Origin of the sequence: Paraburkholderia bengalensis, from assembly GCF_037126505.1 — a bacterium.
Taxonomy (GTDB): Bacteria; Pseudomonadota; Gammaproteobacteria; order Burkholderiales; family Burkholderiaceae; genus Paraburkholderia; species Paraburkholderia bengalensis.
The window spans coordinates 1-18,218 of record NZ_JACFYJ010000132.1 but is presented as its reverse complement, the minus strand read 5'-3'; the positions used below and the strand labels follow the sequence as shown (position 1 = coordinate 18,218).

14 protein-coding genes and 1 tRNA gene are annotated in these 18,218 nt (G+C 60.2%); all 15 read right to left on the bottom strand.

Annotated features, from left to right (window positions below; translation table 11 throughout):
* Positions 1 to 120, bottom strand: a 120-nt coding sequence (locus H3V53_RS38990) for a GTP-binding protein (protein ID WP_336602385.1), incomplete at its 3' end; no start/stop codon positions are given.
* Positions 121 to 167: 47 nt separating this feature from the next.
* Complete coding sequence (gene fusA, locus H3V53_RS38985) at positions 168 to 2,270, bottom strand: elongation factor G (RefSeq protein ID WP_336602384.1); 2,103 nt, start codon at positions 2,268 to 2,270, stop codon at positions 168 to 170.
* A gap of 128 nt (positions 2,271 to 2,398) precedes the next feature.
* A complete protein-coding gene (rpsG, locus tag H3V53_RS38980) occupies positions 2,399 to 2,869 on the bottom strand; it encodes a 30S ribosomal protein S7 (RefSeq protein ID WP_006053291.1) in 471 nt (156 codons plus the stop codon).
* A 184-nt stretch (positions 2,870 to 3,053) separates the two neighbouring features.
* Positions 3,054 to 3,434, bottom strand: coding sequence for a 30S ribosomal protein S12 (gene rpsL / locus H3V53_RS38975; RefSeq protein ID WP_006998493.1), 381 nt, complete (start codon positions 3,432 to 3,434; stop codon positions 3,054 to 3,056).
* Positions 3,435 to 3,677: 243 nt separating this feature from the next.
* On the bottom strand, positions 3,678 to 5,525 hold the full coding sequence (gene recQ, locus H3V53_RS38970) for a DNA helicase RecQ (RefSeq protein WP_336602383.1): 1,848 nt from the start codon (positions 5,523 to 5,525) through the stop codon (positions 3,678 to 3,680).
* A gap of 211 nt (positions 5,526 to 5,736) precedes the next feature.
* Entirely contained in the window at positions 5,737 to 9,978 is a 4,242-nt protein-coding gene (rpoC, locus tag H3V53_RS38965) for a DNA-directed RNA polymerase subunit beta' (protein ID WP_336602382.1), read from the bottom strand.
* Between the two features lie 21 nt (positions 9,979 to 9,999).
* Positions 10,000 to 14,106, bottom strand: coding sequence for a DNA-directed RNA polymerase subunit beta (rpoB, locus tag H3V53_RS38960; protein ID WP_336602381.1), 4,107 nt, complete (start codon positions 14,104 to 14,106; stop codon positions 10,000 to 10,002).
* Between the two features lie 370 nt (positions 14,107 to 14,476).
* A complete protein-coding gene (rplL, locus tag H3V53_RS38955) occupies positions 14,477 to 14,854 on the bottom strand; it encodes a 50S ribosomal protein L7/L12 (RefSeq protein WP_209935951.1) in 378 nt (125 codons plus the stop codon).
* Positions 14,855 to 14,929: 75 nt separating this feature from the next.
* Positions 14,930 to 15,427 carry a 50S ribosomal protein L10 gene (rplJ, locus tag H3V53_RS38950; protein ID WP_336602380.1) on the bottom strand — a complete coding sequence of 166 codons (498 nt, stop codon included), beginning with the start codon at positions 15,425 to 15,427 and terminating at the stop codon, positions 14,930 to 14,932.
* A 299-nt stretch (positions 15,428 to 15,726) separates the two neighbouring features.
* Positions 15,727 to 16,425, bottom strand: a complete 699-nt coding sequence (rplA, locus tag H3V53_RS38945; protein ID WP_336602379.1) for a 50S ribosomal protein L1 — start codon at positions 16,423 to 16,425, stop codon at positions 15,727 to 15,729.
* Positions 16,426 to 16,857 (bottom strand): 50S ribosomal protein L11, encoded by a 432-nt coding sequence (rplK, locus tag H3V53_RS38940; protein ID WP_028371053.1) that lies wholly within the window; start codon positions 16,855 to 16,857, stop codon positions 16,426 to 16,428.
* A gap of 149 nt (positions 16,858 to 17,006) precedes the next feature.
* A complete protein-coding gene (gene nusG / locus H3V53_RS38935; RefSeq protein ID WP_007578364.1) occupies positions 17,007 to 17,564 on the bottom strand; it encodes a transcription termination/antitermination protein NusG in 558 nt (185 codons plus the stop codon).
* Between the two features lies 1 nt (position 17,565).
* Entirely contained in the window at positions 17,566 to 17,946 is a 381-nt protein-coding gene (gene secE, locus H3V53_RS38930) for a preprotein translocase subunit SecE (RefSeq protein WP_054918485.1), read from the bottom strand.
* A gap of 35 nt (positions 17,947 to 17,981) precedes the next feature.
* Positions 17,982 to 18,057 (bottom strand) — tRNA-Trp (locus H3V53_RS38925).
* A 63-nt stretch (positions 18,058 to 18,120) separates the two neighbouring features.
* The coding region (locus tag H3V53_RS38920; protein ID WP_078453405.1) for an EF-Tu C-terminal domain-related protein at positions 18,121 to 18,218 on the bottom strand (98 nt) is incomplete at its 5' end.

The window sequence follows — 18,218 nt, the reverse complement described above, 5'->3', positions numbered from 1 at the left end:
GAACTTTGCCGTCAGCACCGTCGTGATCGCTGCCGTCAGCGTGGTCTTGCCGTGGTCAACGTGACCGATCGTGCCGACGTTCACGTGCGGCTTGGTCCGTTCGAATTTACCTTTAGCCATGTTTCTCTTCTTTCAAAAAGTTGTTCGATGAATGACTGTGCGAGGTCTTACTTCGACTTCGCGTTGATGATCGCTTCCGACACGTTACGCGGAGCTTCTGCGTAGTGCTTGAACTCCATCGTGTACGTTGCGCGGCCTTGCGTCAGCGAGCGCAGCGACGTCGAGTAGCCGAACATCTCCGACAGCGGCACTTCCGCGCGGACGATCTTGCCACCGCCCACCATGTCTTCCATGCCCTGGACGATACCGCGACGGCCCGACAGGTCGCCCATCACGTTGCCCATGTAGTCTTCAGGCGTTTCGACTTCCACGGCCATCATCGGCTCGAGGATCACCGGGTTCGCCTTGCGCATTGCTTCCTTGAACGCCATCGAACCGGCCATGCGGAACGCATTTTCGTTCGAGTCAACGTCGTGGTACGAACCGAACGTCAGGTGGACCTTGACGTCGACGACCGGGAAGCCAGCCAACACGCCGGCCTTCAGCGTTTCCTGGATACCCTTGTCGACTGCCGGGATGTATTCACGCGGAATCACACCACCCTTGATCTCGTCGAGGAACTCGTAGCCCTTGCCTTGTTCGTTCGGCTCGAGCGTGATGACTGCGTGACCATACTGGCCGCGGCCGCCCGACTGCTTGACGAACTTGCCTTCGACGTCCGAAGCCGTGCTGCGGATCGTTTCGCGGTAAGCAACCTGCGGCTTGCCAACCGTCGCTTCGACACCGAATTCACGCTTCATACGGTCGACCAGAATTTCGAGGTGGAGCTCGCCCATGCCCGAAATAATGGTTTGGCCCGACTCTTCGTCCGTTTGAACGCGGAACGACGGGTCTTCCTGTGCCAGACGGTTCAGCGCCAGACCCATCTTTTCCTGGTCAGCCTTCGTCTTCGGCTCGACGGCCTGCGAAATCACCGGCTCCGGGAACACCATGCGCTCGAGCACGATCGGGTGTGCCGGGTCGCACAGCGTGTCGCCCGTGGTCGCTTCCTTCAGGCCGACGGCTGCGGCGATGTCGCCTGCGCGCACTTCCTTGATTTCTTCCCGCTGGTTCGCGTGCATCTGCAGAATACGACCCAGACGTTCCTTCTTGTCCTTGGTCGCGTTCAGCACGGTGTCACCCGAGTTCACGACACCCGAATACACGCGGAAGAAGATCAGCTGACCAACGAACGGGTCGGTCATGATCTTGAACGCGAGTGCCGAGAACTTTTCGTCGTCAGCTGCGCGGCGCTCTGCCTTTTCGCCGCTTTCGAGTTCGCCCGTAACCGGCGGAATGTCAACCGGCGACGGCAGGAAGTCGATGACGGCGTCGAGCATGCGCTGCACGCCCTTGTTCTTGAACGCGGTGCCGCACAGCATCGGCTGGATTTCGCACGCGATGGTCCGGTCGCGGATCGCCTTGACGATTTCCGCTTCCGACAGCTCTTCGCCGCCGAGGTACTTTTCCATCAGCTCTTCGCTGGCTTCGGCTGCCGACTCGATCATCTTTTCGCGCCACTCGTTGCACGTATCAACGAGTTCAGCCGGGATGTCGACGTAGTCGAACTTCGTGCCTTGCGACGCTTCGTCCCAAATGATCGCCTTCATCTTCAACAGATCGACGACGCCCTTGAAGCTTTCTTCGGCGCCGATCGGCACCACGACGGGAACCGGGTTCGCCTTCAGACGGGTCTTCAGCTGGTCGTAGACCTTGAAGAAGTTCGCGCCGGTACGGTCCATCTTGTTGACGAACGCGAGACGGGGCACCTTGTACTTGTTAGCCTGGCGCCACACCGTTTCCGACTGCGGCTGCACGCCGCCCACTGCGCAGTACACCATGCACGCGCCGTCGAGCACGCGCATCGAGCGCTCGACTTCAATCGTGAAGTCGACGTGGCCCGGGGTGTCGATGATGTTGATGCGGTGTTCCGGGTAGTTGTTACCCATGCCCTTCCAGAACGCCGTGGTAGCAGCGGACGTGATCGTGATACCACGTTCCTGTTCCTGCTCCATCCAGTCCATGGTGGCGGCGCCGTCGTGCACTTCACCGATCTTGTGGTTCACGCCGGTATAGAACAGGATGCGCTCGGTCGTCGTCGTTTTGCCGGCGTCGATGTGAGCGCTAATACCGATGTTACGGTAGCGCTCGATAGGAGTCTTGCGAGCCACTTTGATCCTCTATTGGGATGACACGATGGAGACCTGCCCATCGCGCCCTAACACAAACGGGCGAGGCGCTTTGCCAGCGCACCCGCCCGGAATTTCTTTCCGCTTTACAGCCGACCCGGGATGGGTGCTTAGAAACGGAAGTGCGAGAACGCCTTGTTGGCTTCTGCCATCCGGTGAACTTCGTCGCGCTTCTTCATCGCGCCACCACGGCCTTCAGCCGCTTCGGAGAGTTCACCAGCCAGACGCAGAGCCATCGACTTCTCGCTGCGCTTCTTCGCGGCTTCACGCAGCCAACGCATCGCCAATGCCATACGACGCGACGGACGCACTTCGACCGGAACCTGATAGTTCGCACCACCAACGCGACGGCTCTTCACTTCGACCACCGGCTTCACGTTGTTGAGCGCTACCGTGAACACTTCCAGCGGGTCCTTGCCACCCTTGGTCTGGATCTGTTCGAAAGCGCCGTACACAATGCGCTCGGCAACCGACTTCTTGCCGGAGAGCATCAGCACGTTCATGAATTTTGCAACATCAACGTTACCGAACTTCGGGTCCGGCAACACTTCCCGCTTGGGGACTTCGCGACGACGCGGCATGTTTCTTCCTTTACCTTTTCAGTTGGAGCAGTGCTTGTTCACCGCCCCGCGGCCACCAACTAACCCGATTCATCCATGACGACTTACCAGCCTGGTCGGGTGACCACTTACTCGACAGCACCGGCTATCCGGCACCACCGCCAAAACCGCTCCTGCGAGCGACCTGTTACTGCTGAACGGCTGCTTACTTGCCAGCCTTGGCGCGCTTCGCACCGTACTTCGAGCGAGCCTGCTTACGATCCTTGACGCCCTGGGTATCCAGCGAGCCGCGAACCATGTGGTAACGCACACCCGGCAAGTCCTTCACACGGCCGCCGCGAATCAGAACGACCGAGTGTTCTTGCAGGTTGTGGCCTTCACCACCGATGTACGAAATGACTTCGAAGCCGTTCGTCAGACGAACCTTGGCGACCTTACGGAGCGCCGAGTTCGGCTTCTTCGGCGTCGTGGTGTACACACGCGTGCACACGCCGCGACGCTGGGGGCAGTCCTGCAGGGCCGGCGACTTGCTCTTCGTCGTTTCCGACGCGCGGCCTTTGCGAACCAGTTGATTGATGGTTGGCATTGTTTATTCCTGAAATTGAACAAAATCAGCACATTCGTTTCTGGGCAAAGCAAAAACGAGAGCGCTTCTGACTACTTCCTGACTGCTTTTGAGGTACTGCTGGCTTCCGGACAGGACAGGTTTGCGGCGAGCTGACGCCGCGCGCAATGCTGCCAAAATCCGGAACCTAGCATGATATTCCGGAAATCCTAAACGAGTCAACAGGTTGCGTCGTCCCGGAAGAGGCGGCGGACGATTTTGCGATCAATCGGCGGCGACGACTTCAAGCAGTTCGTCGCCGAAGCGGTCGAGCTTGCGAGCGCCCATACCCGGAATGTGGCGCAAATCTTCGAGCGATTCGGGACAGTTCCTCGCAATTTCAGCCAGTGTCGCGTCGTGGAAGATCACGTAGGCGGGGACGCCGTCGCTCTTCGCCGTCTCGGTACGCCATGCGCGCAGCCGATCCCAGCGCGCCCGCTCGCGGCCGTTCATGCCCGCCGTCGGATCGGCGCGTTCGCTGGTGCGTCCCGACGATTGACGCGTGCGGACAGGCTTGACGTAGCGCCGCATGGTGACGGTCTGTTCGCCCTTCAGTACGGCCTTGCTCGCCTCCGTCAGCACGAGCGCGCCAAAACCGTCGTGATCGACGGTGAGAAATCCGAATGCGACCAGCTGACGAAACACGGCCCGCCATTCGTGTTCGGACAACGCCGCGCCGATCCCGAACGTACTGATCTTCTCGTGGCCGCGCTGCAGAATTTTCTCGGTTCGATTGCCACGCAAAATGTCGATCAGGTGTCCCGCGCCAAAGTTGAAGCCGCTCGCACGTTGCGCGCGAAACACGCACGACAACGCCATCTGCGACTCGCGCGTCGCGTCCCACGACGCCGGCGGTTCGAGGCAGGTGTCGCAGTTCCCGCACGGCTTGCCCTCCTCGCCGAAGTAAGCGAGCAGCCGCACACGCCGGCATGTCGCCGTCTCGCACAGGCCGAGCAACGCGTCGAGCTTGCCTGTCTGCACGCGTTTGTGCGCCTCGTCGGCTTCGGACTCGTCAATCATCTTGCGCTGCTGCACGACGTCGCCGAGGCCGTAGGCCATCCACGCATTGGCCGGCAAGCCGTCGCGTCCCGCGCGGCCCGTTTCCTGGTAGTAGCCTTCAACGCTCTTCGGCAGATCCAGATGCGCGACGAAGCGCACGTCCGGCTTGTCGATGCCCATGCCGAATGCGATCGTCGCGCACATCACGATGCCTTCGTCGCGCTGGAAGATTTCCTGATGCTTCTGGCGCACTTCGAATTCCATGCCCGCGTGATACGGCAACGCGCGCACGCCCTGCGCCTTGAGCCATTCGGCCGTCTCCTCCACCTTGCGCCGCGACAGACAGTAGACGACGCCCGCATCCGTCGTGCCGTCCGCGCGCGAATGCTCCCCGCGAATAAAGTCGAGCAGCTGCGAGCGCGCGTTGTCTTTCTCGACGATCCGGTAACGGATATTCGGGCGATCGAAGCTCGATACGAATACGCGCGCATCGTCGAGCGCGAGACGATGAATGATTTCGTCGCGGGTGATCGCGTCAGCGGTGGCAGTGAGCGCGATGCGCGGCACCGACGGGAACCGCTCGTGCAGCACCGACAACTGGATATATTCGGGCCGGAAATCGTGCCCCCATTGCGACACGCAGTGCGCCTCGTCGATTGCGAACAATCCGATGCGCGCGCGCTCGAGCAGATCGAGAAAGCGCGGCGTCATCAGACGTTCAGGTGCGACGTAGAGCAGATCGATTTCGCCCTCGCGCAACGCGCGCTCGGTTGCGGCGGCATCGGCGCCCGACAGCGTCGAGTTCAGGTACGCGGCACGCACGCCGACTTCGGTGAGGGCGGCGACCTGATCCTGCATCAGCGCGATCAGCGGCGACACGACGATGCCCGCACCCAGTCCCGCCTCGCGCCGCACCAGCGACGGAATCTGATAACACAGCGACTTGCCGCCACCCGTCGGCATCAGCACGAGACAGTCGCCGCCCGCCGCGACGTGTTCGACGATTTCGCCCTGCTGCCCTCGAAACGCGGGATAACCGAAAACTTCGTTGAGGATCTGGAGCGGACGGGACATGAAGAGAGAACGGTGCGTGGTGCGAGTGACTCGAATTTTACCAACCGAATCGCGTTTCGCCTGGGCTTTGTCGACGCATTCATCGTTCGGCCGATGCCGACGCGCATAGGAAAAGCGCACAAAACGACGGACGAAAAAAAACCGCCCGGTCGAAACCGGGCGGTTTGGCAACGAGGTCTGCCTGACGTGGCGGCTTGCGCCGCCAGCCGGATTACTCGTTGGTGTGAGGCGTTTGTTCAGCGGCCGGGGTTTCCGGCGTACCGAACTCGAAGGCCTCTTCGGCAGCGATCTGGTCGAAACGCTCGCGATCCGCCATTTCCTTGCTCTTGCGTGCCTTGTGGAACGCGAGACCCGTACCGGCCGGAATCAGACGACCGACGATCACGTTTTCCTTCAGGCCACGCAGATCGTCGCGCTTGCCCATGATCGCCGCTTCCGTCAGGACGCGGGTCGTTTCCTGGAACGATGCCGCCGAGATGAACGAATCCGTCGACAGCGACGCCTTCGTGATACCCAGCAGGATGTTCTCGTACGTTGCCGGACGCTTGTCTTCCGCGATCATGCGATCGTTTTCGTCAAGCATGTCCGAGCGCTCGACCTGCTCGCCCGGAATGAAGCGCGTGTCGCCGTTGTCGCTGATCTGCACGCGACGCAGCATCTGACGCACGATCACTTCAATGTGCTTGTCGTTGATCTTCACGCCCTGCAGACGGTACACGTCCTGCACTTCGTCCACGATGTAGCGCGACAGCGCCTCGATACCCTGCAGACGCAGGATGTCGTGCGGATCGGCCGGACCGTCCACGATCATTTCGCCCTTGTTGACGACCTGACCATCGTGGACCAGAACCTGCTTTTCCTTCGCGATCAGGAACTCGTGCTGATTGCCTTCGAGGTCCGTGATAACGAGACGCTGCTTGCCCTTCGTGTCCTTACCGAACGACGTCGTACCCGTGACTTCCGCCAGGATACCTGCGTCCTTCGGCGAACGTGCTTCGAACAGTTCCGCCACACGCGGCAGACCACCCGTAATGTCACGCGTCTTCTGCGCTTCAGTCGGGATACGTGCGAGCACTTCACCCACCTGAACCTGCTGACCGTCCTTCACGGTGATCAGTGCGCCGACCTGGAAGCCGATCTGAACCGAGTGCTCCGAGTTCGGGATCTTGACTTCCTCGCCGTTCGCGTCGAGCAGCTTGACCTGCGGACGCACGCTCTTCGAAGCCTGCGAACCGCGGCGCTTCACGTCGATCACGACCAGCGTGGAAAGACCCGTCACGTCGTCGATCTGCTTCGCGACCGTCACGCCTTCCTCGACGTTTTCGAACTTCACCGTACCGCCCCACTCGGTGATGATCGGACGCGTCAGCGGATCCCACGTGGCCAGTTGCGTGCCCGCCTTGATCTGCGCGCCGTCGAGTTGCAGCAGCGTCGCGCCGTACGGCACCTTGTGACGCTCGCGCTCGCGGCCGTGATCGTCGGTGATCATCGCTTCGCCCGAACGCGAAATGACGATCTGCTCGCCCTTCGCATTCGTGACGTAACGCATCGTCGACGTGAAACGCACCGTACCGTTGCTCTTCGCCTCGACCGACGACGCCACTGCCGCACGCGATGCCGCACCACCGATGTGGAACGTACGCATCGTCAGCTGCGTGCCCGGTTCACCGATCGACTGCGCAGCGATCACGCCGACTGCTTCGCCGACGTTCACGAGCGAGCCACGGCCCAGGTCGCGGCCATAGCACGATGCGCACAGACCGTAACGCGTTTCACAGGTGAGCGGCGTACGCACGCGCACTTCGTCGATACCCAGGCGCTCGATTTCTTCGACAGCCGTTTCGTCGAGCAGCGTGCCCGATTCGTACAGCGTCTCCTGCGTCTCCGGATTGACGACGTCCGCCACCGCGACGCGGCCCAGAATACGGTCGCGCAGCGCTTCGACGACTTCACCACCTTCGACCAGCGCCTTCATCGCCACGCCTTGCGACGTGCCGCAATCGTCTTCGACCACGACGAGATCCTGCGTCACGTCGACGAGACGCCGCGTCAGGTAACCCGAGTTCGCCGTCTTCAGTGCCGTATCAGCCAGACCCTTACGTGCGCCGTGGGTCGAGATGAAGTACTGCAACACGTTCAGGCCTTCGCGGAAGTTCGCCGTAATCGGCGTCTCGATGATCGAGCCGTCCGGCTTCGCCATCAGGCCGCGCATACCGGCCAGCTGACGGATCTGGACCGCCGAACCGCGCGCGCCCGAGTCGGCCATCATGTAGATCGAGTTGAACGACTCCTGACGCGTTTCGTTGCCGTCGCGGTCCACAACGGGTTCCGTCGACAGCTGCTCCATCATCGCCTTGCCGACCGCTTCCGACGTCGCCGACCAGATGTCGACCACGTTGTTGTAGCGCTCTTGCGCGGTGACGAGACCCGACATGTACTGACGGTCGTATTCCTTCACCTTCTTCGCGGCGTCGCCGACGATCGTTTCCTTCTGCGGCGGCACGAGCATGTCGTCGACGCAGATGGAGATACCGGCGCGCGTTGCCAGACGGAAGCCCGACTGCATCAGCTGGTCGGCGAAGATCACCGTTTCGCGCAGACCGCACTTACGGAACGCCGTGTTGATCAGACGCGAAATTTCCTTCTTCTTCAGCGGCTTGTTCAGCACCGAGAAGGGCAGGCCCGGCGGCAGGATTTCCGACAGGATCGCGCGGCCGACCGTGGTCGCGTACAGCGAGATCTTCGGCACGAACGCCGGCGCGCCTTCCGACTTGTCTTCGTTGTGGACCATTTCCGTGATCCGCACGTTGACGCGCGAGGCCAGCTCGACTTCCTTGTTCTCGTACGCGCGCAGCACTTCCGACACGCCTGTGAACGTCAGGCCTTCGCCCTTGCCGTTGATCGCTTCGCGCGTCGCGTAGTACAAGCCGAGCACGATATCCTGCGACGGCACGATCGACGGATCGCCGTTAGCCGGGAACAGCACGTTGTTCGACGCCAGCATCAGCGTGCGCGCTTCCATCTGCGCTTCGAGCGACAGCGGAACGTGAACAGCCATCTGGTCACCGTCGAAGTCGGCGTTGAACGCCGCGCAAACGAGCGGGTGCAGCTGGATTGCCTTACCTTCGATCAGCACCGGCTCGAAAGCCTGAATACCGAGACGGTGCAGCGTCGGCGCACGGTTCAGCATGACCGGGTGCTCGCGGATCACCTCTTCGAGGATGTCCCACACCACGGGCGTCTGGTTCTCAACTTCCTTCTTCGCAGCCTTGATGGTGGTAGCGACACCCATCACTTCCAGCTTGTTGAAGATGAACGGCTTGAACAGTTCGAGCGCCATCAGCTTCGGCAGGCCGCACTGGTGCAGCTTCAGCGTCGGGCCGACCACGATGACCGAACGGCCCGAGTAGTCGACGCGCTTACCGAGCAGGTTCTGACGGAAGCGACCGCCCTTACCCTTGATCATGTCGGCGAGCGACTTCAGCGGACGCTTGTTCGCACCCGTCATCGCCTTGCCGCGACGGCCGTTGTCGAGCAGCGAATCGACGGCTTCCTGGAGCATCCGCTTTTCGTTGCGGACGATGATTTCAGGCGCCTTCAGTTCGAGCAGACGCTTCAACCGGTTGTTACGGTTGATCACGCGGCGATACAGGTCGTTCAGGTCGGACGTCGCGAAACGGCCGCCGTCCAGCGGAACCAGCGGACGCAGTTCCGGCGGCAGCACGGGCAGCACTTCGAGAATCATCCACTCGGGCTTGATGCCCGAACGCTGGAAGGCCTCGAGCACCTTCAGACGCTTCGCGTACTTCTTGATCTTCGCTTCCGAACCCGTGTTCTTCAGCTCCGAGCGCAGCGTTTCGACCTGCTCGTCGATGTTGATCGCGCGCAGCAGTTCGCGCACGCCTTCCGCGCCCATTTCCGCACGGAATTCGTCACCGTACTCTTCGACCTTGTTGTAGTAATCCTCTTCCGTCATGATCTGACGCGCCTTCAGCGGCGTCATGCCCGGATCGATCACCACATACGCCTCGAAGTACAGCACGCGCTCGATGTCGCGCAGCGTCATGTCGAGCACCATGCCCAGACGCGACGGCAGCGACTTCAGGAACCAGATGTGCGCGACAGGCGAGGCCAGTTCGATGTGGCCCATGCGTTCGCGACGCACCTTCGCGAGCGTCACTTCGACGCCGCACTTCTCGCAGATCACGCCACGGTGCTTCAGGCGCTTGTACTTGCCGCAAAGGCATTCGTAGTCCTTGATCGGACCAAAAATCTTCGCGCAGAACAGACCATCCCGCTCCGGCTTGAACGTGCGGTAGTTGATGGTTTCCGGCTTCTTCACTTCGCCGAACGACCACGAACGGATCTTGTCCGGCGAGGCCAGACCGATCTTGATCGCGTCGAAAACTTCTTCCTGTTGGACTTGCTTGAATAGATCGAGCAGAGCTTTCATTGCTTTCTCTCCGTAGTCCGATTAGTTGCGGTCGAGGTCGATGTCGATACCGAGCGAGCGGATTTCCTTCACCAGCACGTTGAAGGATTCCGGCATGCCCGCGTCGATCACGTGATCGCCCTTGACCAGGTTCTCGTAAACCTTGGTCCGGCCTGTCACGTCGTCCGACTTGACCGTCAACATTTCCTGCAGCACATACGATGCGCCGTAGGCTTCGAGCGCCCACACTTCCATTTCACCGAAACGCTGGCCACCGAACTGCGCCTTACCACCCAGCGGCTGCTGCGTGACGAGCGAGTACGGACCCGTCGAACGCGCGTGCATCTTGTCGTCGACCAGGTGGTGCAGCTTCAGGTAGTGCATGTAGCCGACCGTCACCGTCCGTTCGAAGGCTTCACCCGTGCGGCCGTCGTACAGACGCACCTGGTTCTTCGACTTCGTCATGCCGAGGTTCTGCGCGATGTCGTCCGGGAAGGCCAGGTCGAGCATGCTCGACATTTCTTCTTCCGTTGCACCGTCGAACACCGGCGTGGCGAACGGCACGCCTTCGCGCAGGTTCTTCGCCAGTTCGAGGATCTCGTCGTCGGAGAAGCTGTCCAGCTCTTCCGCGCGGCCCGACTCGTTGTAGATCTTGGTCAGGAACGTGCGAACTTCTTCGATCTTCGCTTGACGCTGCAGCATTTCGCCGATACGCCAGCCCAGACCCTTCGCGGCCCAACCCAGATGCACTTCGAGAACCTGACCCACGTTCATCCGTGACGGAACGCCGAGCGGGTTCAGCACGACGTCTGCGGGACGGCCATCGGCCATGTACGGCATGTCTTCGATCGGCACGATCTTCGACACGACACCCTTGTTACCGTGACGGCCTGCCATCTTGTCGCCAGGCTGCAGGCGGCGCTTGACTGCCAGGTACACCTTGACCATCTTCAGCACGCCCGGCGGCAGTTCGTCGCCTTGCGTGAGCTTCTTGCGCTTCTCTTCGAATGCGAGGTCGAACTGGTGGCGCTTCTGTTCGATCGAATCCTTGATCGCTTCGAGCTGCGCCGCTGCTTCTTCGTCCGCGAGGCGGATGTCGAACCAGTGGTAGTGATCCAGATCTTCCAGGTAAGCGCGTTCGATCTTCGTGCCCTTCGCGAGCTTCTTCGGACCGCCGTTCGCCACCTTGCCTTCGAGCATGCGTGCGAGACGCTGGAACGCGTCGCCTTCCACGATACGCAGCTGGTCGTTCAGGTCGAGGCGATAGCGCTTCAGTTCATCGTCGATGATCTGTTGCGCACGCTTGTCGCGCTGGATGCCTTCACGCGTGAACACCTGCACGTCGATGACCGTGCCGCTCATGCCCGACGGCACGCGCAGCGACGTGTCCTTCACATCCGAAGCCTTTTCGCCGAAGATCGCGCGCAGCAGCTTTTCTTCCGGCGTCAGCTGGGTTTCGCCCTTCGGCGTGACCTTGCCGACCAGCACGTCGCCTGCTTCGACTTCCGCGCCGATGTACACGATGCCCGACTCGTCGAGACGGCCAAGCTGTACTTCAGCGAGATTCGAAATATCGCGCGTGATTTCTTCCGGTCCGAGCTTCGTGTCGCGAGCGACGACGTTCAGTTCTTCGATGTGGATCGACGTGTAGCGATCGTCGGCCACGACCTTTTCCGAGATCAGGATCGAGTCTTCGAAGTTGTAGCCGTTCCACGGCATGAACGCGACCAGCATGTTCTGGCCAAGCGCCAGTTCGCCCAGATCGGTCGAAGCGCCGTCAGCCAGCACGTCGCCGCGCGCAACCTTGTCGCCCACCTTCGCGATCGGACGCTGGTTGATGTTCGTGTTCTGGTTCGAACGCGTGTACTTGATCAGGTTGTAGATGTCGACACCGACGTCACCGGCAACCGCTTCTTCGTCGTTCACGCGAATCACGATACGGCCTGCGTCGACGTAATCGACCACACCGCCGCGCAGTGCCTGGACGGTCGTGCCCGAGTCGACTGCCACCGTGCGCTCGATGCCCGTACCGACGACCGGCTTTTCGGGACGCAGACACGGCACAGCCTGACGCTGCATGTTCGAGCCCATCAGTGCACGGTTCGCGTCGTCGTGCTCGAGGAACGGAATCAGCGATGCTGCCACCGACACGATCTGCGACGGCGCCACGTCCATGTACTGGATGCGGTCCGGCGTGACCATCAGCGTTTCGCCCGCTTCACGCGACGACACGAGTTCGTCGGTAAGCGAACCGTCTTCGGCCACGGCCGCGTTCGCCTGAGCGATCACGTAACGGCCTTCTTCGATCGCTGACAGATAGTCGATCTGATCCGTGACCTTGCTGTCCACGACCTTGCGATACGGCGTCTCAAGGAAGCCGTATTCGTTCAGGTGCGCGTACAGAGCCAGCGAGTTGATCAGACCGATGTTCGGACCTTCCGGCGTTTCGATCGGGCACACGCGGCCATAGTGCGTCGGGTGCACGTCGCGAACTTCAAAGCCAGCGCGCTCGCGCGTCAGACCGCCCGGGCCAAGTGCCGACACGCGGCGCTTGTGGGTGATTTCCGACAGCGGGTTGGTCTGGTCCATGAACTGCGACAGCTGCGACGAACCGAAGAACTCGCGAATCGCCGACGAAATCGGCTTCGAGTTGATCAGGTCGTGCGGCATGAGGTTTTCGCTTTCGGCCTGGCCGAGGCGTTCCTTCACTGCACGTTCGACACGCACGAGACCGGCGCGGAACTGGTTCTCGGCCAGTTCGCCGACGCAACGCACACGGCGGTTGCCGAGGTGGTCGATGTCGTCCACTTCGCCCTTGCCGTTGCGCAGTTCGACCAGGATCTTGATCGTCGCGAGGATGTCGTCGTCCTGCAGCGTCATCGGGCCGACGATTTCGTCACGGCCGACACGGCGATTGAACTTCATACGACCCACCTTCGACAGGTCGTACGCTTCTTCGCTGTAGAACAGACGGTTGAACAGCGCCTCGACGGCTTCTTCCGTCGGCGGCTCGCCCGGACGCATCATGCGGTAGATCGCGATGCGCGCAGCCATCTTGTCGGCCGTTTCGTCGATACGCAGCGTCGACGAAATGTACGGACCCTGGTCCAGATCGTTCGTGTAGAGCGTCTGGATGTCCTTGATCTTCGCTTCGCGCAGCTTGTCGAGCACGCTTTCCGTGATCTCGTCGTTTGCGTTCGCGATCACTTCGCCCGTATCGCCGTCAACGACGTTCTTGGCCAGCACGCGGCCGAGCAGATAGTCTTCAGGGACCGAGATGTACTTGGTCTTGGCGTTTTCGAGGTCGCGAATGTGCTTCGCGTTGATACGCTTGTCCTTCGTGACGATGACCTTGCCATCGCGATCCGTGATGTCGAAGCGCGCGACTTCGCCACGCAGACGCTCCGGAACGAACTCCATCTGCGCGCCTTCCGGCATGAGCGTGAAGTTGTCGAACACGAAGAAGTTCGCGAGGATCTGTTCCGGCGTCAGGCCGATTGCCTTCAGCAGGATCGTGACGGGCATCTTGCGACGACGGTCGACGCGGAAGTAGAGCACGTCCTTCGGGTCGAATTCGAAGTCGAGCCACGAGCCGCGGTAAGGAATGATACGTGCCGAGAACAGCAGCTTGCCGGAGCTGTGCGTCTTGCCCTTGTCGTGTTCGAAGAACACGCCAGGCGAACGGTGCAGCTGCGACACGATCACACGTTCCGTGCCGTTAATGACGAACGAGCCGGTCGGCGTCATGAGCGGAATTTCGCCCATGTACACTTCCTGCTCTTTCACTTCCTTGACGACGGGCTTGCTCGGCGATTCCTTGTCGAGCAGCACCAGGCGCACCTTGGCGCGCAGCGCCGAGCAGTAAGTCAGACCGCGCTGCTGACATTCCTTGATGTTGAATGCCGGCGGCGACAGCATGTAGCTGACGAACTCTAGACGAGCAAAGCCGTTATGCGAAACAATGGGAAAAACCGAGGTAAACGCAGCCTGCAGACCTTCCGGTTTGCGCTGCGCCGTGGGCACTTCTGCTTGCAGAAACGTGCTGAATGATTCAAGCTGGGTAGCCAGCAGGAAAGGTACTTGGTGAACGATGGGGCGCTTCGCGAAACTCTTGCGAATACGCTTCTTCTCGGTGAAGGAATATTGCATACGATCTCCGAATCACGGCGGGCATTGTTGTCGAGGCGGGATACCTTGATGTGACAACCCGAGTGTTCACCGACTGAGACCCGTTGGCCGTCCGATGGCTTGAACGAGCCTAGAAGCTTGGTGGTTGGCCGCTACCAACCGCTGGCTGACGGCAGCGGATGCCTGTGTTGCCCGCTACCCGACCAAACTTGCCTTCTGCAGTCGCTTCAGAAGACAAAGAGAAGCGCCAGTCAAACCTACCGAACGGCGATTTTCTTTGGCTTCTGGGTGGACATTCCTGCCGATGCAACCGGGCAAAAACGTCGTCCCCACAAAGCACAAAAAGGCCGGCGGTAGATTAACCGCCAGCCTTCGCACAGCCCGCTGAAACTTACTTGATTTCAGCCTTCGCGCCTGCGTCTTCCAGCTTCTTCTTGGCTTCTTCAGCCGCAGCCTTGGGCACCGCTTCCTTGACGGGCTTCGGTGCGCCATCGACCAGGTCCTTCGCTTCCTTCAGGCCGAGACCCGTCAGTTCGCGAACAGCCTTAATCACTGCAACCTTGTTGCCACCGGCTTCCGACAGGATGACCGTGAACTCGGTTTGCTCTTCAGCTGCAGCAGCGCCGCCGCCTGCACCTGCGGGGCCAGCAACTGCGACAGCAGCAGCCGACACGCCAAACTTTTCTTCGAACGCCTTAACCAGCTCGTTCAGTTCCAGAACCGACATCGCGCCTACGGCTTCGAGGATGTCTTCTTTTGCGATTGCCATTTGAAATACTCCTAAATTGAATTCGGATACAGCCAGCGATCAATTACGCCCGACTGAAGTGCGTCGATGCGCTGCTTACGCAGCTTCGCCTTGCTTCTTTTCTGCCAGCGCGGCCATAGCGCGCGCGAAGCCAGAAACAGGCGCTTGCATAACGAACAACAGCTTGGAGAGCAGCTCTTCGCGGCTCGGGATGTTGGCCAGCGCTTGCACGCCTGCCTTGTCCATCACCTTGCCTTCGTAGGAACCAGCCTTGATGACCAACTTGTCATTGCCCTTGCTGAAGTCGTTGACGACCTTAGCAGCAGCAATTGCATCTTCGGAGATGCCGTAGATCAGAGGACCGGTCATCTGCTCAGCCAGCGGAGCAAACGGGGTACCTTCGACAGCGCGACGCGCCAGCGTGTTCTTCAACACGCGCAGATACACCTGTTGCTCGCGCGCTTTCGCGCGCAGCTTGGTCAGATCGCCAACCGTGATCCCACGATACTCAGCCAGAACGACGGTCTGGGCCTTCGCGACTTGCGCGGAGACCTCAGCGACGACGGCCTGCTTGCTTTCTTTGTTCAGTGGCACGGTTAACCTCCAGATTCAATGCACTTGGCACATGCCTCGCACATCGCGTTCAACAACGGCGTCCGACCAGTCAGGAGTATTTCGACCATTCGAGGTCCGCATGGCTGCGGGAATCAAACGGCTTCATCACTTCAAAACCTTTTCGGGTTCGCCATCTGCGTTGGCTTGAATTAAGGAAGCACCCGACTACTGCGCCCCCACCAACGGTCTTTGACAACCGGCCGCTCGATCGAACTGCAATCTCGCGACCGCCCAAAGCCCTTAAATCCGCCCCACCTTACGACGAGGCGATTAAAACTTTACTGTGCTGTCAGCGTAGCCTGATCAACACGCACGCCGACGCCCATCGTGCTGGACAGTGCGACCTTGCGCAGGTACACGCCCTTGCTCGTAGCAGGCTTGGCCTTTTGCAGCGCTTCGATCAGTGCGTTCAGATTCGTACGCAGTGCCGTCGGCTCGAACGATGCGCGGCCGATGGTTGCGTGGATGATACCGGCCTTGTCGACACGGAATTGAACCTGACCAGCCTTCGCGTTCTTGACGGCGGTCGCGACGTCCGGCGTCACCGTGCCAACCTTCGGGTTCGGCATCAGGCCACGCGGGCCCAGGATCTGACCCAGCGTACCGACGATACGCATCGTGTCCGGCGAAGCGATCACGATGTCGAAATTCAGGTTACCGGCCTTCACTTGCTCGGCCAGGTCTTCCATACCGACGATCTCTGCACCCGCTGCGCGAGCCTGCTCGGCCTTTTCGCCTTGCGCGAACACAGCAACGCGAACCGACTTACCCGTACCCGCCGGCAGAACGACCGAACCGCGAACCACTTGGTCCGACTTCTTTGCGTCGATGCCGAGTTGCACTGCGACGTCGATCGATTCGTCGAACTTCGCGCTCGCGCATTCCTTCACGAGCGACAGAGCCTCTTCGATCGCGTACAGCTTCTGTCGATCGACCTTGCTTGCAAATGCTTGCAGACGCTTCGAAAGCTTAGCCATTTACACGCCCTCCACGGTGATGCCCATCGAGCGGGCGCTACCAGCGATCGTACGAACCGCTGCGTCAAGATCAGCTGCCGTAAGGTCCGGCATCTTGGTCTTGGCGATTTCTTCAGCTTGAGCGCGCGTGATCTTGCCGACCTTGTCGGTGTGCGGCTTGCTCGAACCCTTGTCGATCTTCGCGGCCTTCTTGATCAGAACCGTAGCCGGCGGCGTCTTCAGAACGAACGTGAAGCTCTTGTCGGCGAAGGCGGTGATGACCACCGGAATCGGCAGACCCGGTTCCATCGCTTGAGTCTGCGCGTTGAACGCCTTGCAGAACTCCATGATGTTCAGGCCGCGTTGACCCAGTGCCGGACCAACCGGCGGCGACGGATTGGCTTTACCTGCAGGAATCTGCAGCTTGATAAAGCCGATGATTTTCTTTGCCATGTTGACAACCTCTTTGGAACGCCACTGCGTTCGGTGAGTAGTAACGCATCTTCGTCAAGCTTCGACTACCGACGCTCCTCAACGGCCATTACGCGGACCGTAAGCGCGAAATGCGAATCGCGCCTTAGCGCGATTCGCGGAAACCTCTGTTACAGCTTCTCGACCTGGCCGAACTCGAGTTCGACAGGTGTTGCGCGCCCGAAGATCGTCACAGAAACACGGACACGCGACTTTTCGTAATTGACTTCTTCGACGCTGCCGTTGAAATCCGTAAAAGGACCGTCCTTCACGCGGACCATCTCGCCAACTTCGAACAGGGTCTTGGGGCGCGGCTTTTCCACACCTTCCTGCATCTGCGACATGATCTTCTCGACTTCCCGCGGGGAAATCGGGCTAGGACGATTGCGCGCACCGCCCACAAAACCGGTTACCTTGGCCGTGTTCTTCACGAGGTGCCAGGTTTCGTCCGTCATCTCCATTTCAACGAGCACGTAGCCCGGAAAGAAACGACGCTCCGTTACCGACTTATGACCACCCTTCACTTCAACGACTTCTTCAGTCGGAACGAGAATCTGGCCAAATTTGTCCTGCATGCCCGCACGCTCGATGCGCTCCTGAAGCGCACGTTGCACGCTCTTCTCCATGCCGGAGTAGGCGTGCACCACGTACCAACGTTTTCCACTCGGGGACGCCGGAATATCACTCATATCATTTCCAACCCAGAATCGCCGAGAAAATCGCCCACTCGATGGATTTGTCACAAATCCAGAGAAAGACCGCCATGACCAGCACAAAACCGAAGACCACTAAAGTTGTTTGGCTCGCCTCCTTGCGGGTCGGCCAGACAACCTTGCGCACTTCCTTGTACGAATCTTTGGCGAACGCGATAAAACCCTTGCCGGGCGCTGAGAGAAGACCGACTGCAACGCCTGCGATCAGCCCGACAGCCAGAGCTGCTCCGCGGACGTACCACTCTTGGCCATTCAGCCAGAAGAATCCCACGAACCCGGCCAAGACCAACAATACACCGGCGACGAGCATCAACTTGTCGCTCGAAGTATTAACAGTTTCGACGGAAGGATTCGCCATAACACCTTAACAAGCGCCACATACAGCGCGAGAGTTGGCAGGGGCAGAGGGAATCGAACCCCCAACCTTCGGTTTTGGAGACCGACGCTCTGCCAGTTGAGCTATACCCCTAAACCATTGGGGCTGGCGGTATCGCCAACCCCGAAACAACCGATCAACGAGAAATTTCTGGCTTTACTCGATGATCTTGGCAACGACACCTGCGCCGACGGTACGGCCACCTTCGCGGATCGCGAAGCGCAGACCTTCTTCCATGGCGATCGGGGCGATCA